This window comes from Sphingopyxis sp. Root154 (assembly GCF_001427105.1).
Classification (GTDB): Bacteria; Pseudomonadota; Alphaproteobacteria; order Sphingomonadales; family Sphingomonadaceae; genus Sphingopyxis.
The window spans coordinates 886,722-912,594 of record NZ_LMGI01000002.1; the positions used below are offsets into that span (position 1 = coordinate 886,722).

Annotated in this window: 17 protein-coding genes; 5 read left to right on the top strand and 12 right to left on the bottom strand. The window is 64.1% G+C overall.

The window, feature by feature from the left end; translation table 11 throughout:
- Positions 1-103 precede the first annotated feature (103 nt).
- From ASD73_RS09995 to ASD73_RS10035, 9 genes are all read right to left on the bottom strand, one after another.
- Positions 104-1,123: a sugar kinase gene (locus tag ASD73_RS09995; RefSeq protein WP_056371938.1), complete on the bottom strand. Its 1,020-nt coding sequence runs from the start codon at positions 1,121-1,123 to the stop codon at positions 104-106.
- Entirely contained in the window at positions 1,120-1,917 is a 798-nt protein-coding gene (locus ASD73_RS10000) for a hypothetical protein (protein WP_056371939.1), read from the bottom strand. The genes ASD73_RS09995 and ASD73_RS10000 overlap by 4 nt, the downstream gene beginning before the upstream one ends.
- A complete protein-coding gene (locus ASD73_RS10005; RefSeq protein WP_056371942.1) occupies positions 1,917-2,663 on the bottom strand; it encodes a FadR/GntR family transcriptional regulator in 747 nt (248 codons plus the stop codon). Before ASD73_RS10005 ends, ASD73_RS10000 begins: the two co-directional genes overlap by 1 nt.
- Positions 2,664-2,745: 82 nt before the next feature.
- Positions 2,746-5,610 (bottom strand): TonB-dependent receptor, encoded by a 2,865-nt coding sequence (locus ASD73_RS10010; protein WP_200934928.1) that lies wholly within the window; start codon positions 5,608-5,610, stop codon positions 2,746-2,748.
- A 114-nt stretch (positions 5,611-5,724) separates the two neighbouring features.
- Positions 5,725-6,564, bottom strand: coding sequence for a rhamnogalacturonan acetylesterase (locus ASD73_RS10015; protein WP_156377348.1), 840 nt, complete (start codon positions 6,562-6,564; stop codon positions 5,725-5,727).
- The gene (locus ASD73_RS10020; protein ID WP_056371946.1) at positions 6,564-7,316 is read right to left on the bottom strand and encodes an SDR family NAD(P)-dependent oxidoreductase; all 753 of its coding nucleotides are present in this window, start codon (positions 7,314-7,316) and stop codon (positions 6,564-6,566) included. Before ASD73_RS10020 ends, ASD73_RS10015 begins: the two co-directional genes overlap by 1 nt.
- Before the next feature lie 13 nt (positions 7,317-7,329).
- Positions 7,330-8,613, bottom strand: a complete 1,284-nt coding sequence (locus tag ASD73_RS10025; RefSeq protein ID WP_056371947.1) for an MFS transporter — start codon at positions 8,611-8,613, stop codon at positions 7,330-7,332.
- Complete coding sequence (locus ASD73_RS10030) at positions 8,610-10,772, bottom strand: heparinase II/III domain-containing protein (protein WP_056371949.1); 2,163 nt, start codon at positions 10,770-10,772, stop codon at positions 8,610-8,612. Before ASD73_RS10030 ends, ASD73_RS10025 begins: the two co-directional genes overlap by 4 nt.
- Complete coding sequence (locus tag ASD73_RS10035) at positions 10,769-12,907, bottom strand: chondroitinase-B domain-containing protein (protein WP_200934929.1); 2,139 nt, start codon at positions 12,905-12,907, stop codon at positions 10,769-10,771. The genes ASD73_RS10030 and ASD73_RS10035 overlap by 4 nt, the downstream gene beginning before the upstream one ends.
- Before the next feature lie 221 nt (positions 12,908-13,128).
- On the opposite strand from ASD73_RS10035, the gene ASD73_RS10040 reads away from it, so the two are divergent.
- Positions 13,129-16,179 (top strand): TonB-dependent receptor, encoded by a 3,051-nt coding sequence (locus ASD73_RS10040; RefSeq protein WP_056371952.1) that lies wholly within the window; start codon positions 13,129-13,131, stop codon positions 16,177-16,179.
- Between the two features lie 54 nt (positions 16,180-16,233).
- Here the strand turns inward: ASD73_RS10040 and ASD73_RS10045 are convergent, their stop codons facing one another.
- Both ASD73_RS10045 and ASD73_RS10050 read right to left on the bottom strand, forming a co-directional pair.
- Positions 16,234-16,833 carry an NADPH-dependent FMN reductase gene (locus ASD73_RS10045; protein ID WP_056371954.1) on the bottom strand — a complete coding sequence of 200 codons (600 nt, stop codon included), beginning with the start codon at positions 16,831-16,833 and terminating at the stop codon, positions 16,234-16,236.
- 11 nt (positions 16,834-16,844) lie between these two features.
- The gene (locus ASD73_RS10050; RefSeq protein WP_056371956.1) at positions 16,845-17,609 is read right to left on the bottom strand and encodes a phytanoyl-CoA dioxygenase family protein; all 765 of its coding nucleotides are present in this window, start codon (positions 17,607-17,609) and stop codon (positions 16,845-16,847) included.
- A gap of 101 nt (positions 17,610-17,710) precedes the next feature.
- On the opposite strand from ASD73_RS10050, the gene ASD73_RS22755 reads away from it, so the two are divergent.
- Complete coding sequence (locus ASD73_RS22755) at positions 17,711-18,631, top strand: LysR substrate-binding domain-containing protein (RefSeq protein ID WP_056376017.1); 921 nt, start codon at positions 17,711-17,713, stop codon at positions 18,629-18,631.
- On the opposite strand, the gene ASD73_RS10060 is transcribed toward ASD73_RS22755, so the two are convergent.
- On the bottom strand, positions 18,628-19,524 hold the full coding sequence (locus ASD73_RS10060) for an AraC family transcriptional regulator (RefSeq protein WP_056371959.1): 897 nt from the start codon (positions 19,522-19,524) through the stop codon (positions 18,628-18,630). The two genes, ASD73_RS22755 and ASD73_RS10060, sit on opposite strands and share 4 nt — an antisense overlap.
- Positions 19,525-20,222: 698 nt before the next feature.
- Here ASD73_RS10060 and ASD73_RS10065 point away from each other — a divergent pair.
- From ASD73_RS10065 to ASD73_RS10075, 3 genes are all read left to right on the top strand, one after another.
- Positions 20,223-22,553 carry a TonB-dependent receptor gene (locus ASD73_RS10065; RefSeq protein ID WP_156377350.1) on the top strand — a complete coding sequence of 777 codons (2,331 nt, stop codon included), beginning with the start codon at positions 20,223-20,225 and terminating at the stop codon, positions 22,551-22,553.
- A gap of 68 nt (positions 22,554-22,621) precedes the next feature.
- Complete coding sequence (locus tag ASD73_RS10070) at positions 22,622-24,631, top strand: alpha-glucosidase (RefSeq protein ID WP_056371962.1); 2,010 nt, start codon at positions 22,622-22,624, stop codon at positions 24,629-24,631.
- A gap of 35 nt (positions 24,632-24,666) precedes the next feature.
- Positions 24,667-25,833: an iron-containing alcohol dehydrogenase gene (locus tag ASD73_RS10075; protein WP_082521469.1), complete on the top strand. Its 1,167-nt coding sequence runs from the start codon at positions 24,667-24,669 to the stop codon at positions 25,831-25,833.
- Positions 25,834-25,873 lie beyond the last annotated feature (40 nt).

Here is a 25,873-nt window from a genome sequence, read left to right on the forward strand (position 1 = left end):
GCTCCAAAAGCGCACGCCGTTTCGCGAACCTGAAGGAGGACTCCGCCGTTCGTCGAGCGATAAATGGACATTGGCCACTCAACCGGATCTCGCCCGACGGAATTTAGCGTGAAATGTCCTGCGCTACATCGGAAACGCGGTCGACCGTTGCGCGCGAAAATGGCGCAAAATCACCGTAGATGCCATGTTTGAGGACGGACATCGCGAGACCGCACTTCGCTGCGTCTGCTAACGACCTCCCCTGCCACAATCCGTCGAGAACACCGGCTGCGAACGCATCGCCCGTTCCGACCCGGTCGATTACCGGCGCGACGACAGTGGGATCGCTTGCGCCCCCTTCGTCACGGGTATCGATGCGCGCCGTGATCCGGTGCACATCCGGGCCGACTATCTCGCGCGCCGTCGAGGCAACATATTCGAGCGAAGGAAAGTGATCGAGCAGCGCCAGGGCCGCCTCGCGCCGCCGGTCTTCTGCTTCACCCGAAAATTCGCGGCCGAGGAGCAGCGCCGCGTCGCGATGATTGCCGAACAGCACTGTCGCCTGCGCGACGATCGGTTTCAATATAGCCGCGGGATCGGACTGCCAGCGTTCCCACAGGCGTCCGCGCCAATTGCCGTCGAACGACACGCCAATCCCGGCCGCGCGTGCACGTGTAACAGCTTCGAGCACGGCTTCGGCGCTGTTCGGTCCGAGCGCGGGAGTAACCCCTGACACATGCAACCAGCCGGCGCCGTTCAGCAGAGGCTCCCAATTCCAATCGCGCGCTAGGGCCTCGGCAAAAGCCGAGCCGGCGCGGTCATAGACGACCTCGGCCGGGCGCATCGGACCGCCGGGGAGGTAATAGTAAAGACCCATGCGGCCCGCGGGGCGGAGCACCGGTGCGACATCGACGCCGTGGCGGCGCAGTTCCCCTAACACGCCGTCGCCGATTGCGCCTTCGGGGACCGCGCTGATCATCGCCGTGTCATGGCCAAGCGCCGCCAGCGCAACCGCGACATTCGCCTCGGCGCCTCCGGCATGCGCGTCGAATCGCGCCGATTGTAGCGGCAATTCGCCGTGCGGAACCGAGACGCGCATGACGATTTCGCCGAAGCAGGCGATGGTTCCCTGGGGCGCGATCATGGCTTGAATCCGGTTTCCGTAATGGCGGTGCAAGCAATATGGACGGCCGAGCCGAAACGGGCCGTCGCTGTCTCACCGATGTCGATCGGCTGGACCCCGGTGATCGCACCGGCCGAAATCCATTGCCCGGGCTTCAGTTCGATGACCCCGCGCCGATGGAGATCGACGAGGAAATTGAGCGATCCCCAAGGACCGTCGAGCACGTCGATCGCACGCCCGGTTCCGACCGCCACGCCATCGATTTGCGTTTCGACGGCCAGCGTCGCGAAATCGTCGATGCCCAGCCTCGGACCCAGCAGCAGCCCGTTGTTGATGCCGATATCGGCGATGATGCCGTAGGGGGCATGGTCGTGGACGTCGGGTGCAGGCGAGCTTGCGACTTCGAACCCGGCGCGGATCTCGTCGACCCATGTGGCACCATCATCGCCGCCCGTCAGCCGGTCAGGCACCACGCGAAGGCGCAGCATCACTTCGACCTCGATCGCACCGGCGCCGCCGGCGAAAATCGCCGCCGCGCCCGGAACGCCCCCGTCGAGCTCGGCGATCCGCAGCACGGGTCCCGCGACACGCTCGGCACCCAGGACCTCGATCAAGGCCGGAGGGATGCGCCCGACCTTCCAGCCGAGCACAGGTGCATCCAACGCGGCGGTCAGCCGCTGCTGCACCGCATAGGCTTCGGCGAGCGTGGCCGGCACCGGCGCGGGAAAGGCGGTCAGCGCATGTCCCGACAAGCGTGCGCCGAGCAGCGCCGCGACCGGATCCGGGGAGGCCGGTGAAAGCGAATGGTCGGGCATCAGGCCAGTTTTGCGCTCAAAAGATAGCGTTCGCGGCTTTCGGCGGACTGGCGGCGAAGCTCGACGATCGCGCGCTCCTCGGTCTCGTCCAGCATCGACTCGATCAGGCGGTTGAAGTGGCGCCGCATTGCAAGCCGGGCGCCGGTCGCATCGCGATTGCGCAGCGCCGCGACGACATCGGCATGTTCGGCCTGGCGCGCACTGCCGTCCTTGCGGCACACCAAGGAATGGCTGCTCCGTACCTCCGGCAACTCCATCCGCATCCGCCACAGGCTTTCGATCACATGGATGATCGCCTTGTTGCTCGACGCCGCGGCGATCGTCATGTGAAACTCGCGGTCGATCGCGCTGATCTCTTCCTCGCTCTTGCTGTCGTCGGCCATCGACTCGAGCAATTCATCGAGCTTGGCAAGCGTTTCGGCCGATATCGTCGGCGCCGCGAGCGCCGCGGCTTCGGCCTCGAACAGCGAGCGCGCCTCGGTGAGTTCGAAGGCGCTGACCTTGGGCAGGATCGCATTATCGCCCGGCAGCATCGCCTCGACATAGGCGCCCGCGCCGGTGCGGATGTGAATCCACCCCGTTGCCTGCAGCGCGATCTCGGCCTCGCGGATCGTCACCCGGCTCACCTCGAAACGTTCTGACAACTCGCGCTCGCCGGGCAGCCGCGTTCCCGGCGGAAAGGTTCCGTCGAGAATCAGACGCCGAATCGTGTCGGCGACATCTTCAAAAAGGCGGCGTTCGGCCATGGTCAATCTTCTCCCCGCACAAGCGTCAGGAAGTCCATACAATCCGGTAGGACAAGTTTGAAGCCCATGACCGAACTTAGTTTCAAATCCGCGCCCGGATGCCGACGAAATATTTCGCGCCATAATAATGATACTGACGGCTGCTGCCATAGACCGGCATGTAGGTCGCCTTCGGCTCGTTGAAGAGGTTGAGCGCTTCGAAGCGCAGCGACACGCCGGGCATCAGGTTCATCGACGCGCGGAAGTCGACCGTCTCGCTCGGACCGACATAGCGCAGCTGGCTGTTGCCGCCGACGAAGTCCTGGAAATAGCTCGAACGATAATTGTAGATCGCCTGCAACGATATCGGGCCGATGTCGTAATAGGCCTGCGCCGACAGCACATGCTTCGAATAGCCCGACAGGCCGGCCGGCGGGATGATCCCTTCGCTGACGTCTTCGGTTTCCGGATCATATTCATCGCCGAGGCGGATGTCCTGCGTCTCGAAATTGGAATCGGCATAATTGTAGCTGACCTTCGCGCCGAGGCCGTCGAGCGGCTTGGGCAGGAAGCTGAAGCGCGTCGCCGCGGTCAGTTCGAGGCCATAGATGCGCGACTTGTCGGGGCTGTTGCGCGTCTGCGTCACCGGGATCGACACCGTCTCGCCGTCGATCGTGAAATCCTCGTTGAACACCACCGGCTGGAAGCCGCCGTTGAATTGCTTGTAGTAAACGGTCGCCGACAGGAGGCTGTCCTTGTTCGGATACCATTCGACCGACAGGTCGCCGTTCCACGACATCAGCGGTTTCAGGCGCGGGCTGCCGTTGGCGCGGATATTGTCGATCGCATCCTCGATCGACGTGAACTCCTCGCCGCCCTCCAGCGTGATCGTGCGTCCGGCGCCGAGCGCGCTCGGGTTGGGGCGCGACATGGCGCGATAGCCGGCGAGGCGGATAAGCGTGTTCGGCGCGACCTCGAAGATCGCGTTGACGCTAGGCAGGATGCGCGTGTTGCTGCTCTTGATCGTTTCGGTCACGAAGTCGCCAGTTTCGTCGAGCGTGAAGGAGCCGTCGCCGCTGGGGTCGGGAACGACGATGAGGTCGCTGCGCAGCCCCTTCGACGTGACGCGGGTGTTGACGACGCGCACGCCGATGTTGCCGCGTACCGGCATGCTGCCAAGGTCGCCTTCATAATCGGCCATCACATAGCCTGCGAGCGTGCTTTCCTTAACGTCGCGGCTCGCGACCGAGCGCATTTCGTCGGGCAGGCCCGGATCCTCGGTTCCCAGATATTCGCGGAACAGGCAGTCGACGTCGAAGGTCGCCCAGCTGTTGATGCTGTTGCCCTTGGCGGCCGACAGGAAGTCGGTCTGCGGAAAGGCCTGGCGGCAGACATTGTTGATCCGCTTGTCCTCGGCGATCGGCGTAATCAGGCTGGGGTCTTCGTTGCGCAAGTCGTAGTCGCGATAGGTGAGCCGCGACCAGCGGCCGCCCGCCGAGATCGTCTTCAGGAAACCGTCGAGTTCATAGGTGGCGTCGAAGCGGCCGGCGAAAATCTCGTTGTGGCGCTTGGTTTCGTCGCGACGGAAGCGCGCGTCCTCCCAGAAGAGATCATGATTATTGAGATCGAAGCGCGGATCGATCGTGATCGTCGGGACGAAGCTGCCCGGCGTGATCTCGTATTTATAGGGGATGCGCCGATTGTTGAACACGGTGCGCACGCCGTTGACGTCCGTCGCTGCCGTGCGCAGGCGGACGTTGCGTTCGATTTCTTTGCGGATCGTGCGCGAATAGCTGCCGTCGAGCTTGATTGTCAGCCGGTCGCTCGCCTCCCAGTCGACCGACAGGCCGCCGCCCAGATATTTCTCCGACCGCGACAGTTCGGAGCCGTTCGATTCGATAGCAGAAAGCCCATTCAGGCTCTGGATGATGCCATTTTCGTCATAGACGACGTTGGTCAGGCCAGCGCGGCCTTCGGACAGGTTGAGGTCGCGGCGGCTCTCGACGTAGGTGCGGTCCGAATATTGCACGTCTAGATTGATGTCGAGCGTGTCGGTCGGGCGGAACTGGATCGCGCCGAACACGGCGTCGCGCTTGTCGGTCTCGCTGATCTGGCGAAAGGTGTAGGCGTTCGGGACGAGGTAGAAGGGCAGGTTCTGCTTATATTCGCCGCGCTCATATTCGTTGCAATTGCCGTTCGCGACGACGGGCGAAGCCTGGCACGCGGTCCAGGTCGTCGACGCGGCGTAAGTTTCCTCGGGGTTGTTCGTATCGTTGCGCTGGACGCCGATCGCGATGCCGATCGTGTCGTTCGCGAACTGGTCGACATAGCTCAGCGTCCCGCGCCAGCCGATCCCGCCCGATCCGCCGGTGATGCGGTCGCCATAGGGATTGAACTGCGCCTTGACTTCGCCTTGCAGGCGGCGCTTGCCGAAATCGAGCGGGCGCAGCGTACCGATCTCGATCGTGCCCGCGACACCGCCTTCGACGAGGCTTGCCTGCTGCGTCTTGTAGATCTTGATATTGTTGACGAGCTCGGACGGGAACTGATTGAAGTTCACCGAACGGTCGCCGCTGCCGTTCGACGCATCGCGGCCGTTGAAGGTCGCGTTCGACAGAAAGGGGCCGAGGCCGCGCAGCGCGATTTCGGACGCGTCGCCCTTTTCGCGGTGGGTCGTGGCGCCGGTGATCGTCTGGATCGCCTGCCCGACCGAGATCGCCGGGATGTCGCCGATATCGTCCGACGACAGCGCGTCGACGATCGCCGTCTCTTCACGCTTGGTATTGATCGAATTCTGGATCGTCTCGCGGATACCGGTGACGACGATCGCGTCTTCTTCGGCTTCGGCCTGCGGCTCGGGGGCGTCCTGCGCCATCGCGGGCGTTGCGGCGATCAGCAGCGTCGAGCCGGCGCCGGCCAGCAACGCGGCGCGCAGCATGCGCGCGCGGATCTGATTACGAGAATTCACGTCGTCTCTCCCAAATATCGATTCTGTTCTGACCAATGCTGTCAGGCATGGCTGCAAAATTGTCAACCACTCTGTATGGCAAATTGGTTAGTCCATTTTGCCATACACGTTTTATCAGCGGACGAGCTGGCTCCGCAGCCCGGGCACGGCGCGCGCGAGCGCCTGTGTGACGAGCTTGGCGGTGACCTCGGCACCGATCTCGCCGAGGTGCGTGTAATCGAACTTGCGCGTCACCTGGCCGCGCGCGCCATCGCCGGCGATCGGCGCAGGCTCTGGCGGTGCCGGGCGCGCAGTCAGCGTCGTGCCCGCCTTCGCCGCAGCAAGTTCCTCAGCCGTCGGCGGTTCCTGCGCGAGCTTCGTCGCCGTCTCCGCGCCCATCTCCTGCGCCTGCGCAGCGCTGAGCGCGTTGAGATCGACCAGCGGCACGTCCATCGCCTTCGCGACGCCGCGCACCTGATCGGACCAGCTCGCGAGCGTGTTCCTGAGCTTGCCGTCCTTGAACTCGCGGCGCGTCAGCGGGGTGACGACCACCGGCGTCGCCCCCGCCGCCCTCACCTCTTCGACGAAGCGGCGGAGATTGGCGGGGAACTCGGTCGTCTCGTCGGTCCTGCGTTCGGATTTGCTCGACTGATCGTTGTGCGCGAACTGGATCAGCACCCAGGTGCCGCGATAGCCGGGCACCTTCGCCTCGGCGAGCGCGATGTCCCAGCCGCCTTCCTGCCGATAGCTGCGCGTGCTGCGCCCACCGCGGCCGGCGTTGAGACACGCGACCGACGATTTGACGTGGCGCGAGCAGAACGCGCCACCCCAGCCGCTGTGCGGCGCCATCGTCGAATCGCCGACCAAGATGATCTTGTATGGCTCGAGCGGCGGCGCATCGGTCCGCTCGCGGGTCTGGGCCTGCGCCCCGCTCGCGAGCAGGGCAACGACGGCCGTCGCTATGAGCCGGCGCATCAGGAGAAGCCCAGCCCGCCGTTGATGTCGAGGCAGACGCCCGCAAGGAAGCTCGCCGCTGGCGATGCCAGATAGACGATCGTGTCGGCGACCTCGTCGGGATGGCCTTCGCGGCGCAGCGGCGTGTTGCCCGCGGTCGCGGCGCGGCCTTCGGGTTTCGAGAAAATGTCGTGGAAGCTCGTGCCGATCAGGCCGGGGCAGACGGCATTGACGCGGATGCCCTGCGGTCCGAGTTCCTTGGCCATCGAGCGCGTATAGGTCATCAGCGCGCCCTTCGCGGTCGCATAGACCGACGCACCCGGACCGCCGCCGTCGCGGCCGGCGAGCGACGACACGTTCACGACCGCCGAACCTTCGCCGAGGAAGGGCTGCGCCGCCTGCAGCACGAGGAAGACCGATTTCAGGTTGAGCGTCATGACCTGGTCGAAGAAGGCTTCGTCCATCTCGCTCAGCGTCTTGCGCGCGATCATCCCGCCCGCGAGGTTGACGAGGATGTCGAGGCGGCCGCTGAACGCGATGCCGACCTCGTCGAGCATCGCCTTCACGGCATCGCTGTCGGTGACGTCGGCCTGGATCAGGAAGGCGTCGCCGCCCGCATCCTTGATCGTCTTCAGCGTGTCCTCGGCGGCTTCGCGGTCGCTGTTGTAATTGATCGCGACGCGGACGCCGGCGCGCGCAAGCGCGATCGATACCGATCGGCCGATGTCGCGTCCGCCGCCGGTGACGAGCGCGGTTTTCCCCTGGAGGTTCATGTGATGCTATTCCTTATTCTTGGGTGTTGGTGGGTTTGGTGACGACCGGTTCGACGCGTCCGCCGATCAGCCAGAAACAGAGGAAGGAGACGGGCACGATCGCCGCGCTGAGCGCAAAGATCGGCGCGTAACTGGTCTTGGTAAGTACCGGGACGAGCCAGGTGGTGATGAGCGTGCCGGCGACCGCCGCGGTGCCGCTGATCCCCGCGAGGCTGCCTACCGCGCCGCCGCCGAAATAGTCGCTCGGCAGCGTCTGGATATTGCCGATCGCCATCTGGAAGCCGAAGAGGATGCACGCGATCAGCAGCACCGCATTGAGCGGCTCGCTCGCGCCGATCGTGAACAGCAGCGAGGGCAGCATGATCGCGCAGCCGATCGCGATGGTCAGCGTGCGCGCCTTGTGGACGCCGCCGCCCTTGCTGATGATCCGTCCCGCGAACCAGCCGCCGAACAGGCTGCCGAGCATCGCGCCGACGAAGGGCACCCAAGCGAAAAGCCCGATCTTCTTGACGTCGAAGCCGAAGGTTTCGGCGAGATAGATCGGCAGCCATGACACGAAGAGCCACCACACCGGGTCGAGGAAGAAGCGCGACAGGATGACGCCCCAGCTCTGGCGATAGCGCAGCAACTCGCCGAGCGGCACGCGGCGGCTGTCGTCTCGGCCCGCCTCGGTGCGACCGGTCAGGATATAGTCGCGCTCTTCTTCGCTGAGCCCCGGATGCTTTTCGGGATCGGCCTTGTAGAACCAGAGCCACGGCACGAGCCAGATAAAGCCGAGCACGCCGATGAGCAGGAAGGTGCCGTGCCAGCCGAACTGGACGAAGAGCAGCGCGATCAGCGGCGCCGAGATGATGCCGCCGAGCGAGGCACCGGCGTTGAAGATGCCTTGCGCCAGCGCGCGCTCGCGCGACGGGAACCACAAGGCGTTCGCCTTCGCCGCGCCGGGCCAGTTGCCGGCTTCGCTGATCCCGAGCGTTGCGCGCAGGACGAGGAGCAACGGCATCGAGCGCACCAATGCATGCGCGGCGATCGACAGCGACCAGACGACGATCGAGATGGTGAAACCCATGCGGGTGCCGATCGCGTCGAAAATGCGCCCGAAGATCGACTGGCCGAAGGCGTAGAAGATCATGAAGATCGTCACCAGCAGCGCATAATCTTCCTTGGTGGCGCCGATCTCCTTCGACACCTCGGGCCACATCACCGCGAGCGCGTTGCGGTCGATGTAATTGATGACGGTGGCGAGCGCGATCAGCGCGATGACGCACCAGCGGAAGCGGCCCTTGATATTGCTCATTTCTTCGCTCCGGTTTTGGCGAGGTCGAGGCGGCCGACGGGGCCGGTCCAAGCAAGCGTTCGGCCGTCGACGGCGACGCTGTGTTTGGCCCCGGCGGTGACATCGTCGGCGACCGCGATGGCGATGCGGCGCCCGTCGACGAAGGTGATCAGGACCAGATCGACGCCCTTCTCCTTGCGATGCTCGAGCGCCGTCACGCGCGCGCTGCTCGCAACGACCGTCTCGGCCGACGCGTCGTACGCGCCGTGCGGTTCGAGCAGGCTGACGAAGCTGGCGTTCGCCGCACCATCGACGCGCTGGATTAGTGCGGGTTCGCGCCGCAGGTTGAATTCGGGATCGTTCGCACCGCTTTCGGCGACGATGAAGCGCGCGCCTGCAGGCGGAAGCATATGATAGCTGTAGAAACGGCTGCCCTGCATCCACGTCAGCCGTGCCTTGCCCGCCTTCGTGCCTTCGCCGTCAACCCACAGATGCTCATATCCATTCGCCTTGCCCAGCACCGGCCGCTCGGCGAGCTTTCGGTCGAACGCGATGTCGCTGTCGATGATCTGCCCCGAAAAATGCAGCGACAGGTCATAACGATGCCTGCCGCTGCCAGTCCCGTGGAGGATATCGAGCGTTAGGGGATTGGCGAGGCCGTCGACCTCGACCAGCAAGAGCGCGCGGCGGATTTTGACATCCTTATACGCGGCGTCGATTTCGCCGATCGCGTAGCGCGTCGGGCCTTCGAGCGACGCCGCGAGCTGGCGCGTCCCCGATTTTTCGCCGGCCTTCCAGTCGCCTGCGAAGTGGCTTTGTTCATCGACGACCAGCGTGTTGTGCGCGATCGTCGCACTCGCCCAGCTGTCGTTTTCGGGGAGGTAGCGCCCGCCGCGCTTTGCTTCGACATTGAGGAAGCGCGCGGCGCCATAATCGGTCACGACCGCGCCGGTCTCGTCATAATAGAGCCAGCCGAGCCGGTCGAAATGGCCGTGCCCCATGCCCTGCACCGTATTCTTCGCAACAAGCAGCGGCCCGGTGGGATCGGCTTTCGTCCGCAGCAGGACGAGTGCACCGTCTTTGCCATCGGGGCCATCGGAGAGCAGCCGAGAGCCGAACGGCCACGGCTTGGCCTTGCCCGCGGCGAGGTCGGCGGACATCGCCTGCCCGGCTGGCGTCAGCACGGTGCGGCCCTGCCAGTCGGCGATCGACAGGAAGGTCGGATCCTTCGTCGCGCCATAGGCGATGGCGACGGCGTGATAGAGTTCCTCGGTGCGCAGGCTCTTGTCGGGCATCGCGTCGTTGATCGGCAGGAAATAGCCGTCGTGCGTCACATCGATCGCGGTGCGGATCGCCTTCAGGACGATGCCGTCGCGATAGTCGAAAATCTTGCGATCCGGATCATTCGCCGCAATCGCCGCCGCGAAGACGACGAAGGGTTGCAGCGCATAGCGCTGATAATAAGGCCCTTCGGCATAATAGCCGTCGGGCGAAAAGAGCAGGTCGAGCTGGCGCAGGAAACCCGCCTTGCCGCTCTTGTCGAGCCCGAGCAGCGCCTTCTCGACAAGGTCGCGGTCGCCGAGCAGATAGCCCGACAGGCCGACCCCGGCAGCAGCCCAAGTCGCATGATTGTGGATGCGGTTGATGACCTCGGGTGAGCCGTCGGACAGGAAATGCGCCATCGGGCGGATGACATTGTCGTCGATCCGCTTGCGGTCGGCGGCGGACAGCGCATCGCGAATTTCGGCATAACCCTGCACCGCATTCACGAGGAAGACGCTGTCGTTGAGGCTCTGCCAGAACAGCCGGCCGGGAACCTGGTTCGACGCCGCAGGATGCGGCCCAAGCTTCGGATAGAGGTCGGCATAGGCGAGCAGCAGGTCGCGGACATGGTCGCGATAACGGACGTCGCCGGTCAGGCGATAAAGCTGGCCGCCCTCGAAGATCGTACGATAATTGCGCTTATGCTGTTCGTGGGTGAAGCCGCCGCCGGGGTCCTTCGGCACGGGCACGTTGATGCCCGCCTTGATCGACGCCTCGACGCCCGCCTTGGCGCGCTCGATCTCGGCAGAGAATAACGGCGCGAACGCCTGCGACGAAGCGGCTGGCGGCGTCTGTGCGAAAACGGGGATGGCCGGAAGCGCGGCCGCGGCGAGGAGAAGTGCGATGGCCCGGGTCACGGCCGCGCCTCCACGACATTGCCAACGATCTGACCGCGTGGCGGCCCTTTCCACGCGAGTTCCTCGATCCGCGGCGCGGGCGTCGCGACAAAGGCGTTCGACGCGATCCGCGTTTCGGGAGCGCCGACCGAATGAATGACAAGGATGCCATCCGACTTGGCGAAATTATTCTGCACGATATCGGCGTGCTGTGCGCCCGAGATACGCAGCGATGCGCCGTCCCGGCCGCTGCCCGCGACGCTCGATCCGGTCATCGCGAACCAAGGGCCGAAAGTGCTTTCGTCGGTGCCCTTGCGCAAGAGGTCGGCGATCATCGCGACGCGCGCGAAGCGGCTACCGCTGATCGTCAGCCGCTCCATCGGATACCAGCCTCTGGGTTCCTGTTCGCCGGTCGCGACAACGACGACGCCCATCTCCGCGAAGTCGCTGTTCTGGATCGTCACATCGTCAGCGAAGGTGCCCGGCACCATGGCAATGCCATCGAGACGGCCCTTGCCGGGGCCGCGCACCGACACGCCATCGAGCGCGACGCTGTAGTTAGGAGCGACGCCGCCCGCGACTGCGATCAGCGCGCCGTCGCCGGGCGCACCGCTCGCATCGACCGCGAGATTTTTGAGGCGTAATCCGCCGCCGCCCTCGATCCGGGCAAGGCTCGACGTGACGCGTAGCACGGGCTTCGCGTCCGTCGCGCCCGCGATGGTCAGCCGATGCCGCACGGTCAGCGGCGCCGCGATGTCATAGGTGCCGGTCGCGAGCGTCAGCGTATCACCCGCCTTCGCATCGGCGACCGCATCTGCGAGCGACGCGCCCGCCGCGAGCGGCCGCTTGCTGCCGCTGCCGAATGCCGCTTCGGGGGCGTCACCGCGATACCAGCTCGCACCGACTTCACCTCGCGTAACCGGCTTCAGGTCACGCGGCGCGCCGACCGCGGCAAGCGCCGGATCGGCCGGGTAAAGCAGACCGTTGGCGGCGCGTTCGAGCACCACGTCGCGCTGTTCGACTCCCGCGCCTAGCAGCGGCTTGGCGACCTTCGCCTCGACATTGCCCGCGAGCGCGATGCCACCGATCTCGCCCTCGGCACGGAACGGATCCTGCCCCTTGGCGCCGACGATCAGATTGCGCTCGAACCTGCTGTCCGCCGGTGCGGCCGAGCGTTCGGCGTCAGCACCCGCGGCCAAGGTGATGCGCGCGCTGTCGATGATGCTGTTGCCCTCGATCCGCGCATTCGCGACCTGGTGGTAACGGTTGATCACCGAATTGGGCACGCCGTTCATCACGCTGATCGCGCTTTTGAACGAGGTGCCAGCGAGACCCTCGGAATAGTTGCTCCGTACGATCTGGTCGCGGTTGATCACGCGCACACCGCCGGTGTCGGGCACGCCCTTACCAAGGAAGATGTTCCGTTCGACGAGGTTGCCGTTGCCGTGGCGCAGCACGATGGCGCCCTGTGCTTCGAGTATCAGATTTTCGCGGATGATGTTGCCGCCCGATTTGATCGAGACGATCTCGACCTCGCCGCTGGTGCGGTCGAAAATATTGCGTTCGATGATCGTGTTCGAGGCCGAGAGCGATTCCTCGCTGGTGCCGATGCGGATCGTCTCGCCGCCGTTCGAGCCGAGCGGCGGGCGCGGGCCGAAATAATTATGATCGATGCGGTGGCGGTTATCGAGCGGGTCGCCGGCGCGGCGGATCACCGCGAGCGTCACGCCGCTGTTCGTCTTGCCCTCGAAATGCGAATGATCGACGCGATTGCCGGTGCCATAGAGCGCGACCCAGATGTCCTCGGCGCGGCGATCGGCCTTGCTGTAACCGTCGACGACGACTTCGGTGACGCGCGTGTCGGTCGCGAGCGTCTTTGAATCGCGGCGGAAGCTGATCACCTCACCGGTCGGGCTGGCGCCATTTTTGAAGACAAGGCCGGAAACGAGCAGGTTCTGACCACCGATGCGCAGGTTCGACTGTCCGGTGAGAAGCACTTTGCCCTTCGTCTGCGCGGTCAGCGTGATCGGCTTGGCGGCGCTGCCATGGCCAGTGAAGACGATCTGGAAATCGCGCCATTCGCCATCGGCGAGGATGATCGTGTCCCCCGGCTGCGCCTTTTTCACCGCCGCACTATACTGCGCTTGATCAGCCACGAGCATATCACGCGCCAATGCCGGATGCGCCATCGAGGCCAGCATCGCTACCGTCAAAACCGCCCTTATCTGCACTGCGCCTCACCCTTTTTATGATTCTTGCTCATTGGACTATACAAGAGGTAGGACAATATCAACCGGTTTGCGGTATACAACACGGGTTGACATATTGGTCTGACAAAGCGAGCTTCTCTCCAAACAAGATCAACAGGGAGAGTGGGATGATTCGGGGCAGCATCGTTCGCGCATCGGGCGCCGGCAAAGTTAACCTTGCGGCGGCGCTGCTCGGCACCACAGCGCTGGCGATGCTTGGCAGCCCCGTTTTTGCGCAGGACACCACCGCACAGGATAGCACGACAGCCACCGCCGATGAGACAGGTGATGATGCGATCGTCGTGACGGGCATTCGCAGCTCCCTTGCCACCGCGCTGGGCGAAAAGCGCGCCACCGACAATATCGTCGAGGTCATTCAGGCCGAGGATATCGGCAAACTGCCCGACCAGAACCTCGCCGAAGTGCTGGAAAATGTCACCGGGGTTCAGATCACGCGACAAGCCGGCGTCGGCAACGCGGTGCAGATCCGCGGCACCGACGCGAACCGCACCGAGATCAACGGCGTTTCGACCGTAGGATCGGGCGCCGGCCGTTCGGGCATCAGCTTCGAGGATTTGCCCGCCGCGCTGATCGCCTCGGTCGAGGTCACCAAGGTTCCGACCGCGCAGACGATCGAAGGATCGGTCGGCGGCACGATCAATCTCCGCACGATCCGCCCGCTCGATCTCAAGGAACCGCTGATCGCCGCGCGCGCGCAGATGGAAAACAGCGATCTGTCGAAATCGACCCTGCCGCGACTGTCGGCGACGCTCGGCAACCGGTGGGACACCGGCATCGGCGAAATCGGTATCGTGCTGAGCGGCAGTTACGCGCGGCAGGATGTCGCGTCGTTCAAGCCGCGCGTCGACCGCGACGCGCTCGTCATGCCGGGCTCGGGCCCGAGCGCAGAGGCGTTTCCCTTCCTGCGCATCCAGTTCCTGCAACAGGGGCTCGAGAATTACGAATATGAGACGTACAACGGCACGGCCGCGCTCGAATGGAAACCGAATGACGATCTGAAATTCTATTTCGACGCGACGCTGAACAACCAGCGCCGCGGGCAGCAGAGCCACCGCGTCCAGATTTCGGGCACCGCGACGCCGTCGGTTGTCGACGCGATGAACAACACCGATTTCGAGACGGTCGATTTCGGGCGGCTCGACGGACCGAATGGCCCCATCGATCTGGGCAGCGTTCAGGCTGCGGTGGCCGGCACCATCGGCATCGGCGGCACGACCGGAAGCGTGATCGACCCGAATCTTCGGACGTCGAGCGACACCGGCGCGCGCGTTACCAAAAGCCGCGTCTTCGATCTGGGGACCGATTGGCAGGCGACCGACAATTTGAAGGTGCGCGCCGAAGTATCGCTGTCGACCTCGAAATCCGACTTCCCGAACTTCTCGACGACGCTCGATTTCATCAATCCGAATGGCCCCCAGCCAGTGATCGGGCGCAGCATCGACAATGGCGTGCCGATCGAATTCGACCTGCGCGGCGGCACGCTGCAATTCGGCATCGATCAGGCGAGCCCCTTTGCGCCGACGACGGCGCAATTGCTCGACCCCGCGAACTATCAGCTGCAGCAGGTCACGCAGGGCGCCAATTCGACCGACAATGAGGAAAGGGCGGCGCGCCTCGATTTCTCTTACGACACGACCAACCTCAACCCCTTCGTCACGTCGCTCGATTTCGGCTATCGCTGGAACCGGACATCGGCCGAGAACAGCGAATTTTCGAACAATGTCAGCCTGACCAACACAACCAGCGCGTGGAACCGGCCATCGGGCGACCTGTTTTCGGATGTCCTGATTCCGGGGCCCAGCAACTTCAATGCGGCCGACAAGCGCAGGCTCTATTTCCCCGATTTCCTGCTGATCGACGGCGGCCTGTCCTTCCGCGACCCGGCGAAGGTGCTGGAATCGCTGAACAAGGCAATTGCGGCGAGCAACGCGGCGCGGACGCAGGGCCCCGCTGTCGCGTCGCTTGCGACCCCGACCGAATCTTTCGCCGGTTTCTTCAGCATCAAGGAAACGACGAACGCCGCCTATTTCCAGGCCAATATGGAAGGCGAAATTGCCGGCATGCCGGTGCGCGGCAACGCGGGTTTCCGCTGGCTGCACACCAGGCTGTCGTCGACGGGCAACAATATCGCGAATGGCGCGATCACGGGGCAGACGGTCGCGAAGAGTTCGTATAATTTCCTGCTGCCGCGCTTCAGCCTCGTCCTCGAGCCGGCCGACAAGCTGGTCGTGCGTGCGGGCATCGCGCGCGACATTCGCCGTCCGAACTTCGACACGCTGTCGACGTCCTTCTCCTTTGGCACCGGCGCGAACACACCGGTCGCGGTGGGCAACCCCGATCTTGTCCCCGAAGCGGTGTGGTCGTTCGATCTGTCGGGCGAATATTATTTCGCGCCGTCGAGCCTGATCAGCATCGGCTTCTTCCACAAAAGTCGCACGAACCTGTTCGCGCAGCGGCAGGAAGACCCGGCGCCCAATCTCGATGCGAACGGCAATCTCAACATTTCGATCGATCCGGCCTGCCCCGGCGGCGGCATCTACAATCCGATCGCCAACCGCAACATCAACAACCCGATTCAGGGCGTCGGCATCTGCGTCCCGCGCAGCTCGACCTTCAACGTTCCCGGAACCACGACGCAAACCGGCGTCGAGGTCGCGTTCCAGCACGATCTTTCGGCATGGGAAGACACGCTCGGTTTTGCGTCGGGCTTCGGCGTCATCGGCAACTTCACCTATCAGAAGGCGGGCGGCTCGGCGCGCGAATATCGCGCCGCCGATGGCCCGCGGACGGTGTTCACCCAGCTCGGCTATCCGGGTTCGCAGGACCTGATCTCGCTGACGAACCTGTCGAAATATGCCTATAATGCGACGCTGTTTTACGACAAATACGGGCTGAACGCGCGCCTGCGCTACACGTGGCGCTCCAGCTATGTGTCGAACGATCCGTTCTTTTTCGGGCTACCGCTGATCAACGGCGCACGCGGGCAGCTCAACGCGAGCATCAACTACGACATCACGGAGAATATCAATGTCGGGGTCGAAGGCATCAACCTGCTGCGCGGCGATCAGAACCAATATTGCGTGAACAACAAGGCGCTGCTCTGCTTCCAAGGCCTCACCGATCGCCGGATCACCGCGGGGCTCAGCGTGAAGTTCTAGACGCTTCCGCAAGGACCGGAAGGCATCGCAAACTGCCTTCCGGGATGGCGGACGTCAGGCCGTCAAGGCGACCCTGCCCCCGTCCGCATAGGCGCGCTTCATGCGCGCGAAGGTCACGACCTGTCCGGCCATGATGTCGAGTTGCGACGCGATCCCCTGATCGGCCAGCATCCCGTCGGGATCGAAGAGCGGCTGGCTGGAGTTGGCGGTGACCGCCATCGGCGTCGGCCAGCCGCGCAGCGCATGGGTGATCGAGCGCAGCGTCGCGAGCGTGCTGCCCGCCGCCTGCCACCCGCCCGCGACCGCGACCAACCCGACCGCGCGGCCATCGAAATAGGGCTGCGCGTCGGAGACGAGATCCTGCGCATAATCGAGCGCATTCTTAACCACGCCCGACACGGTGCCGTGATAGGCGGGCGAGGCGACGATGATGCCGTCGGCGTCGCGCAGCGCGGCCATCAGCGCCTGCGCCTTCGAACAACGTTCGCTGCGGTGCGGGGCGTACATCGGCAGGTCGATCGCTTCACCCGCGAAGAGCTTTGTCTCCGCGCCCTGCGCTTCGCAGCGCATGAGCGCGTGGCGAAGCAGGCGTTCGGCCGAGCCGCCAGCGGTGGCGTTGCCGCCGAGTGCGACGATGCGGGGGCGAGCGGTCATGACGATCTCCCTCAGTTGAAGGTCACCTGGTTGCCGCCGCGCAGAAAGGCGATCGCGTTGCGACGGAGATGGTTGGTGCCGGGATTGAGGATCGGCTCGGACGAATATTGCGCGAGATAGACGCGCCGCATGTTCGGGGTCGAATTCGATCCGGTCGCGTGGAGCGCGAAGCTGGAGAAGGCGACGACACTGCCCGCAGGGACTTCGAGCGTCACGCCTTCGCTGTCGCCCGTGTAGCCGACGAGGTCGTTGCTGCCCGGCTGGCGGATGTGCGGGACGATGCCACCCCGCGTCTCGGGCGCCTGCGAGAAGGGCAGGATGCGCACGGTGCCGTTGGCGACCGTCGTGTCGTCGAGCGTGCACCAGCAGGTCAGGTACGGCTTGTGGTCGGCGGGGCCGCCGTTGCCGACGACATAGCCCGAATCCTGGTGCCAGCTGAACGGCATGCCTTCGCTGGCGCCCTTCACGACATATTGGTCGTAGAAGAAGTAAGCGTCATCGCCGAGCGTCGCGCGGCAGATGTCGGCCATGGTCTCACTGAACAGCATCTTGCGGAGATCGGGCTGCTGGCGCTGGCATTCGCCGGCGAAGTAACGTTTGCCCTTGTGGCTGATGCCGTCGACTTTGACGCCGAGGCTGTCGAGGCGGGCGTCTTCGCGATCGATGACACGGCCGCATTCCGCGCGCAGCAGGTCGAGCAGCGGTCCTTCGAGGATGCGTTCAAATACCGCATAGCCTTCGGTCGCGAATTGTTCGCGCTGGGCCGCATAATCCATTTCGTCTCTCCCGGATTTATTCAATGGCGATCTATACGCCCAATTCTTCCATCGCATCCAATCGAATTGCATCCAGCAGTCATACGTGCATACTATGGCCGATGCGAATGAGACAGGTCGAGGCGTTTCGCGCCGTGATGATGAGCGGCGGCATTACCGCCGCCGCGACGATGCTGAATATCAGCCAGCCGTCGGTGAGCCGATTGATCGCCGATATGGAGCGCGCGGTCGGCTTTCGGCTGTTCGACCGGCGTGGCGCGCGCGTGCATCCGACCGCGCAGGCGCAGGCGCTGTATGAGGCAGTGCGAAGAAGCTACGCCGGGCTCGACCTGCTCGACCAGGCGGCGCGGCGAATTCGCGCGCATCCCGTCGGCACCGTGCGGATCGCGGCGCTGGCGGCGATCGCGATGGCGATCCTGCCCGCGGTGATCGCGCGCTTCCGGATCCTCTATCCCGACATCAAGATCATCGTCGAGTCGCTCGGCCAGCGCGCGATCGAGGAGCGCGTGTTCCTGGGTCAGGCCGACCTTGGCGTCGGGGTCGATATGCAGGGACGCGAAGGCATCAGGTCGACGCCGCTCGCGCGCGCCGAATATGTGTGCATCCTGCCCGCCAACCACCCGCTCGCGGCGCGCGAACGGCTGGAGATCGCCGATCTGGCGGGCGAGGAGTTCGTCGGCCCGATGCACGAAGCCGATGCGCTGTGGACCGGGATCGACACCGCCCTCGAAGAGTCAGGCATCAGCGTATCGCGGCGGCTGGAGACGCAGCATTCGCAGATATTATATGCGTTCGTCGAAGCCGGGCTGGGGGTGACGATCGCCGAGCCGTTCAGCGCGCCGCGCTTTCACCGGCTGGGCGTCGCGGTCCGCCCGATCACCCCGCCGGTGTATCTGGATTTCGCGTTGCTGGAGCCCGATATCGGGCCGACGCCCGAGATCATCGCGTGGCTCAACGCTGATGTACAACGCGAGACCGAGGCGTGTCTCGCGCATGTGAAGCAGGTGGTGGCGTCGAGCTAGGCCATCACCTGTTCCAGTGGCAGAAACAATTCCACAACCACCTCATGCGCCGGCACCTCGGGAATGAGGGCGAGCCGGCGCCTGCAATAGATCGGAAATGCGCGCGCTTCCTCGCCACTGGTCGGAAGCCAGTCGCGATAAAGGTAGAGCGCGGCGGGCTCGAGATTGTTCGTGTTGCCGGGATAGCGCAGCACCGCGCAGCGCCCGCCGGGGATCACGCCAGCCTTCATTTGCGGATCGTTCGTTTCGATCGGCGCGTCGGTCGCGACACACAGGTCCATGCTGTAATCGGCCGGGTTGGCCGGACATCTTTCGGAACGAAAGACCATGAAGGTCGGGTTTGCCCCGGGCGCCAAGCCGGCCGCCTTCCCCCAGTCCCTGAAGCGCTGAATAGTGTCGCCGAGCGTCGCCCGGTCGCCGCGATGTTCCATGATCGCCACCGGCGTGGGCGGCACATCGCGGATTGTCACGTCGTCGTCGGTAAAGATAATCTGCATGAGCTTGTTCCTCGCGTTGTCGAGAGGCCCGAAGGCCACAAGCCACGGTTCCCAGTCGGGGGATTTCCGGAACGACAAAGGCGACTGCCCCAACCGTCGCCGGAAGGCGCGGGCGAAGGCATCTGGTGCATCATAACCTGCGTCCATCGCTATGTCGGTGACGCTTGACGCGTCGCGACCGGCAAGCTGGTGCGAAGCGCGCCGCATACGGGCAAGCTGGATGTAGCGATTCACCGACAACTCGAAGGTCGCCGTAAATTGCCGGTGAAAGTGAAACTTGGAAAAAGCCGCAATGCCGGCCACCGTGTCCAGGTCGAGATCACCGTCGAGATGCTGGTCGATATAGTCCAGCACCCGCTGCATCCGGTTATGATAGTTTCGAAGCGCCGCCTTCATAAATCCATTCTCCGTGGCTGCACCAGCTAGTCGCTCCGAGCCGTCACATGCTCGACCAATCTTGCTATTCGCAATCGATCAATGGGAAATTCGGCTGACCCGCCCGCCAACGGGCATCGAAGCCTGTGCATGTCCGCTATGGCGTGGTGAGCGGACGTTGCTCGATTTTCTTCCGTCATCCCGGACTTGATCCGGGATCCCGCTTTTTTGACGCATCGCCGGCGTTCAAGATCAAGCTGGACCCCGGATCAAGTCCGGGGTGACGATAAAAGGGCGCATTTGATTTTTCCCAACGCCGGCCACTTAAAAGTCATAGCATTTGGACATAGTATACCGACATTTCTCGATTAGACTGCAATGATTTTGACGCGCATCCCCAAGATGGCCGACTGGCATGGCGCCTTTCAGCCGATTCGAGGCCGCGCGCGACACCTGTTCGCGGCCCGATGTCGAAGCGGACGCACGATCCGCGATGACGAGGGAAGGGCTGCCGATGATGTTGCCGATAACAGGGCCGACACGCAAACAGAGCGCTCAGCCTGCTCCTCGCGCTGTCCTGCAAGCCATAGCATTCGAACATGGCATCGCGACATTTCTCTATTGGACCACAAAAATAATTGCGCGCATGGGTCGGCCTGAAATTGTCAATTTAATTGATTGACATACTGGACAGCAGCGCATCATGGGAGGAGCTGAATATGCTTTCGTCGAAAGCCAAAGCCTATCTGACAATCACGACGGCATTGGGAATGGCGCTGATCGCCACGCCCGCCGCAGCCCAAGGCGCCGCAGCGCAGGCCCCGGCCGAAGCCGACGCGCCGTTCGCATCGACCGACATCATCGTCACCGCGCAGAAGCGCGAACAGAATCTGCAGGACGTGCCGGTCGCGATCTCGGTCGTGTCGGGCGACCAGCTCGAACGCTCGAACGTCAATTCCGCCGAACAATTGTTCCAGCGCGTACCCACGCTGACCTTCCGCAAGGGCAACACCAACAAGGACTCCGCGCTCTCGATCCGCGGTGTCGGCACGATCAGCTTCTCGTCGGGCGTCGAGCCGTCGGTGTCGACGGTGATCGACGGCGTCGTCTATGCGCGCACCGGCCAGCAGACGTCGGACTTCCTCGACGTCGAGCGCATCGAAGTGCTGCGCGGCCCGCAGGGCAGCCTGTTCGGCAAGAATGCCAGCGCCGGCGTGATCAACATCGTGTCGCGCGAACCCGGCAACGAACTGGGCGGTTATGTCGATGCCGCCTGGTATGAGGGCAATGAATATCGCATCCGCGGCAGCATCGGCGGCCCGCTCGGCGACGGCATCCGCGCCTCGCTCGCCGGCTTCTGGTCGCAATATGACGGCAACGCCCGCAACGTGTTCAACAACCACAAGGTCAATGGATACGAGCATTGGGGCGTGCGCGGCAAAGTGATCGCCGAGCCGACCGACAACCTCAAGATCACGCTGATCGCCGATTATTCAAAGAACAGCGACAATGGTTTTGCCGACAGCATCGGCACCGTCTTCCCGTCGGCGTTCAACAATGCGGTGTTCATCCCGAGCCTCGCGCCGCTAACGCTCGATGGCAAGAACAAGGACATCGACAACGACCTTGATCCGTACACCAGGGACAAGAACAGCGGAGTGTCGGGGCAGATCGACCTCGACCTCGGCGGGGTTACGCTGACGTCGATCACCGCGTACCGCCATTGGTATAATTTCCAGCAGCGCGACGGCGATTTCCGGTCGGATGCGCCGAAATATGTCAACACCGGTACCGCGGCGGGCGATGTGCGTTCGCACGATCGCGGCGACCTGAAGTTCGACCAGTTCACGCAGGAGCTGCGCATCGCGTCGGCGAATCCGCAATTCTTCGAATATGTTGCGGGCCTCTATTATTATCACACGAAGGAAGTCGATTTCTTCAACCGCACCGTCACCGCCTGCACCGCGTCGACGCTGCCGACCGTCGGCGGACTGACCCCGTGCGCAACCGGATCGTCGACCTATACGACCAATGAAGGCAATGCCGATTTCACGACCAAGCTGACGAGCTATTCGGCGTTCGGTCAGGGCACGCTCAATTTCACCGACGCGTTCCGCGGCATCCTTGGCCTGCGCTATACCGAGGACAAGGTCAGCTATGACTTTGCACGCCGCTCGACCTCGCTCGCGGCCTTTTCCGGCGTGAACCCGGCGTTCGCTTCGGCGGGGTCGATCAAGGACAATGGCTGGTCGGGCAATGCCGGCCTGCAGTACGACCTGACCGACGATGTGGTCGCCTACGCGACCTATACGCGCGGTTATAAGGGCCCGGCGCTCAACGTGTTTTTCAACATGCTGGCGCGCGATACCGGCCGTATCGATCCCGAAAAGTCGGACGCCTATGAAGTCGGCCTCAAGACCCGGCTGTTCGATCGCCGCCTGACGCTGAACCTTGCGGGCTTTTACGCCAAGTACGACAATTATCAGGCGAACTTCCTCGACCTCGTCGCGGGGCAGGTCGTCACGCGCCTGACCAATGCGGGCACGGTGTCGACGCGCGGGATCGAACTCGATTTCAACGCGGCGATCACCGACGATTTCTCGTTGTCGGGCGGCTTCAACTACACCGACGCGCATATCAACGAGTTCATCTGCCCGTCGGGCGCGGCGGTGACCTGCGCCGATGCGATCAACGGCAAGCCCTTGCCCTTTGCGCCGAAGTATAAGGGCACGGTGACGATGGACTGGCGCCTGCCGCTGAATATTGACGGGTTCAACGTCGATCTGAACAGCTCGCTTGTCTATCAGAGCCGCACCCAGTTCGACATCAACCAGAACCCCAACGCGTTCCAAAACGCCTATGCAATCTGGGATGCGGGGATCAAGGTGAGCACCGACGACGACAAATACAGCCTGTCGTTCATCGTCAAGAACCTGACCGACAAGCAGTTCGTGATCCAGCGTATCCCGAACGGAACGTCGTTCATGCGCCAGATCACGCCGCGCGATGCCGAGCGTTATTTCGGGGTGACGGCGCGGATGAATTTCTGACGGTAAAATCCTCCCTGCCACGAAGCGGTGGGGAGGATTGTATGACTAGTGCGAAAGGATCCTCTCCCATGGCGCTCGACGCGCTCGACACCGGCTTTGCACTCCGCCTCGGCGGGCAGACGATCCTGACGCATAGCGCGGGCGCGCCCTGTTTCTTTGTCGGGCGCGGCGTGCCGCATGTGCATTCGAAGCTCGGCCATTTCGACGTATCGCAGGAGGTGATCGAGCGGATCGGGCTGGGGCATGTCGAGCTCGCGGGCGACGTCGTGCGTTTTGCCGCGGCGCCGGGGGCAGCGTGGCTGCTTGAGGCGACGGTTTCGGGCGATGGCGACGATGCGGTGATCGAGCTGAGGGCGCGCGACCCGTCGCTCAACCGGCTGTGGCTGCGCGTTCCCGCTCACTCGGGCGAGCATGTGTGGGGCGGCGGCGAGCAATTCTCTTATTTCGACCTCCGCGGGCGGCATTTTCCTTTGTGGTCGAGCGAGCCCGGCGTCGGTCGCGATCCGGCATCGCCCTTGTTCCAGCAGGTCGAGGCGCACCGCAAGGGCGGCGGTGGCAGCTATGCGCACACCAACTATCCGCAGCCGACCTTCGTCAGCTCGCGGCGCTATGCGCTGCATGTCGACAGCTTCGCCTATGCGGCGTTCGATTTCCGCAATGAAGATTTCCACGAGGTCGAGGTCTGGGAAATCCCGGCAAAGATCGAGCTGTGGGCGCGGCCGCATTTCACCGGCCTGGTATCGGCACTGTCGGACCGCTTCGGGCGCCAGCCGTCGCTGCCCGAATGGCTGCTCAGGGGCGCGGTGATCGGGCTGAAGGATGGCGACAAGAGCTTTGCGCGATTGAAGACGTACGAGGATGCCGGGGTCGCGGTGTCGGGGTTGTGGTGCGAGGATTGGGTCGGGCTGCGCATCACCAGTTTCGGCAACCGGCTGTTCTGGGACTGGCAGTGGAATGCGGAGCGTTATCCAGAGCTGCCGGCGCGGATCGCCGAACTTCGCGAACGCGGCATTCGCTTCCTCGGCTATGTGAATCCTTATCTGGCGGTCGACGGGCCGCTCTATGCCGAGGCTGCGGCAGAGGGTTTCATGGTGATGCACCCTGACAAGGACGAACCCTATATCATCGACTTTGGCGAGTTCGATTGCGGGCATGTCGACTTCACCAATCCCGACGCCGCCGGATGGTTCGCCGATACGATCATCGGCGAGAAGATGATCGATTTCGGGCTGTCGGGCTGGATGGCCGACTTCGGCGAATATCTGCCCGTCAATGTGCGGCTGGCGAATGGCGAAAGCGGGATGACCGCGCACAATCGCTGGCCAGCCTTATGGGGCGAAGTGAACGCAAAGGGCATCGCGGGGCGCGGCCGGACGGGCGAGACGATGGTGTTCATGCGCTCGGGCGCGACCGGGGTGCAGGGGCACTCACCGATGCTGTGGGCGGGCGACCAGGCGGTCGATTTCAGCCGCCACGACGGTATCGGCACAGTGATCTGCGCCGCGCTGTCGGCGGGGATGCTCGGCAACGCGCATCATCACAGCGACTGCGGCGGTTACACGAGCCTGTTCGACACCACGCGCGACACCGAACTCGCGATGCGCTGGGCCGAGATGTCGGCGTTCACGTCGATGATGCGCACGCATGAGGGCAATCGGCCGCGGCAGAATGTGCAATATGACGACGATCCGGAACTGCTCGCGCATTTTGCGAAGATGACGCGGATTTATGCGCATCTCGCGCCGTATATCCGGCGGCTGTCGAGGGAGGCATCGGAGACGGGGCTGCCGGTGCAGCGGCCGTTGTTCCTGCATTTCGAGGACGACCCGGAAACCTATGCGATCCAGACGAGCTATCTGCTCGGGCCGGATTTGCTGGTGGCGCCGGTGATTGCGGCGGGTAAGAGCGAGTGGACGACGTACCTGCCCGCGGGGGCCGGGTGGGTGCATGTGTGGTCGGAGCAGACCTACGCAGGCGGCAGCGATGTGACGATCGCGGCGCCGTTCGGCGAACCGCCGGTGTTTTACCGCGCGGGATCGGCCGACGCGGCGCTGTTCGACGGGATTGTCGCGGCCTGAAACCCCACCTAGGAACAGGGCGAGGAGATCGCCCGTTGAGTATCGCCACCATTGCCCTGCCCCGCATCTTCCGCATAGGTGGCGGCGCGTCGAAAGAACTGCCCGAGGTGCTGGCCGCGCTGGGCTTGGCGCGGCCATTGATCGTCACCGATACCTATCTGGTAAGCAGCGGACGCGTGGCCGAATTGACCGAAGGGCTGGCGGCGGCGGGGATCGCGGCGCGCGTGTTCCCCGATACGGTGCCCGACCCGACGGTCGCATCGGTCGATGCGGGGGTTTCGTATCTGCTGAAGGGCGATCACGACTGCGTCGTCGGCTTCGGCGGTGGCAGTCCGCTCGATAGCGCGAAGGCGATTGCGCTGCTCGGCAAGTTCGGCGGGGCGATGGCCGATTACAAGGCGCCGCATGTGCAGGACGCGCCGGGGCTGCCGGTGATCGCGATCCCGACGACCGCGGGCACGGGGTCGGACGCGACGCGCTTTACGATCATCACCGACGAGGCGACCGACGAGAAGATGCTATGCCCGGGGCTCGCCTATCTGCCGATCGCGGCGCTGGTCGATTATGCGCTGACCTTTACCAAGCCGGTGCGGCTGACCGCCGATACGGGGATCGATTCGCTCACGCACGCGATCGAGGCCTATGTGTCGAAGCGGGCGAACCCGTTCAGCGACGGCATGGCCTTGCTCGCGATGCGCGCGATCGCACCCAATTTGCGGCGGGTGTGCAGCGACCCGATGGACGCCGCGGCGCGCGAGGCGATGATGCTGGGCGCAACGCAGGCGGGGATCGCCTTTTCGAACAGCTCGGTCGCGCTGGTACACGGGATGAGCCGGCCGATCGGCGCCCATTTCCATGTGCCGCACGGGCTGTCGAACGCGATGCTGCTGCCCGCGGTGACGGCATGGTCGGCGCCCGCGGCGCTGCACCGCTATGGTGATTGCGCGCGCGCGATGGGGGTGGCGGACGACCGCGAGGGCGACCAGTCGGCGGTAGCGCGGTTGCTGGACGAACTGGCGGCGCTCAACCGGGAACTGGAAGTGCCTGGGCCGGCGGCGTGGGGGATTGATGCGGCGCGCTGGGACGCGCTGGTGCCGACGATGTGCGCGCAGGCGGAGGCGTCGGGGTCGCCCGCGAATAATCCGCGGGTGCCCGATGCCGAGGAGATGGCGATGCTCTATGCGCAGGTTTGGGCGGGATAAAATCTTTTGTTCATCGACAGGTAAGCTGCGTCCTGCTTAA

Bases quoted from the DNA above. Each gene is read 5' to 3' on its own strand.
- ASD73_RS09995 (WP_056371938.1), bottom strand. From the start codon at position 1,123: ATGATCGCGCCCCAGGGAACCATCGCCTGCTTCGGCGAAATCGTCATG.
- ASD73_RS10000 (WP_056371939.1), bottom strand. From the start codon at position 1,917: ATGCCCGACCATTCGCTTTCACCGGCCTCCCCGGATCCGGTCGCGGCG.
- ASD73_RS10005 (WP_056371942.1), bottom strand. From the start codon at position 2,663: ATGGCCGAACGCCGCCTTTTTGAAGATGTCGCCGACACGATTCGGCGT.
- ASD73_RS10015 (WP_156377348.1), bottom strand. From the start codon at position 6,564: ATGCGCCGGCTCATAGCGACGGCCGTCGTTGCCCTGCTCGCGAGCGGG.
- ASD73_RS10020 (WP_056371946.1), bottom strand. From the start codon at position 7,316: ATGAACCTCCAGGGGAAAACCGCGCTCGTCACCGGCGGCGGACGCGAC.
- ASD73_RS10025 (WP_056371947.1), bottom strand. From the start codon at position 8,613: ATGAGCAATATCAAGGGCCGCTTCCGCTGGTGCGTCATCGCGCTGATC.
- ASD73_RS10040 (WP_056371952.1), top strand. From the start codon at position 13,129: ATGATTCGGGGCAGCATCGTTCGCGCATCGGGCGCCGGCAAAGTTAAC.
- ASD73_RS10045 (WP_056371954.1), bottom strand. From the start codon at position 16,833: ATGACCGCTCGCCCCCGCATCGTCGCACTCGGCGGCAACGCCACCGCT.
- ASD73_RS10050 (WP_056371956.1), bottom strand. From the start codon at position 17,609: ATGGATTATGCGGCCCAGCGCGAACAATTCGCGACCGAAGGCTATGCG.
- ASD73_RS22755 (WP_056376017.1), top strand. From the start codon at position 17,711: ATGCGAATGAGACAGGTCGAGGCGTTTCGCGCCGTGATGATGAGCGGC.
- ASD73_RS10060 (WP_056371959.1), bottom strand. From the start codon at position 19,524: ATGAAGGCGGCGCTTCGAAACTATCATAACCGGATGCAGCGGGTGCTG.
- ASD73_RS10065 (WP_156377350.1), top strand. From the start codon at position 20,223: ATGCTTTCGTCGAAAGCCAAAGCCTATCTGACAATCACGACGGCATTG.
- ASD73_RS10070 (WP_056371962.1), top strand. From the start codon at position 22,622: ATGGCGCTCGACGCGCTCGACACCGGCTTTGCACTCCGCCTCGGCGGG.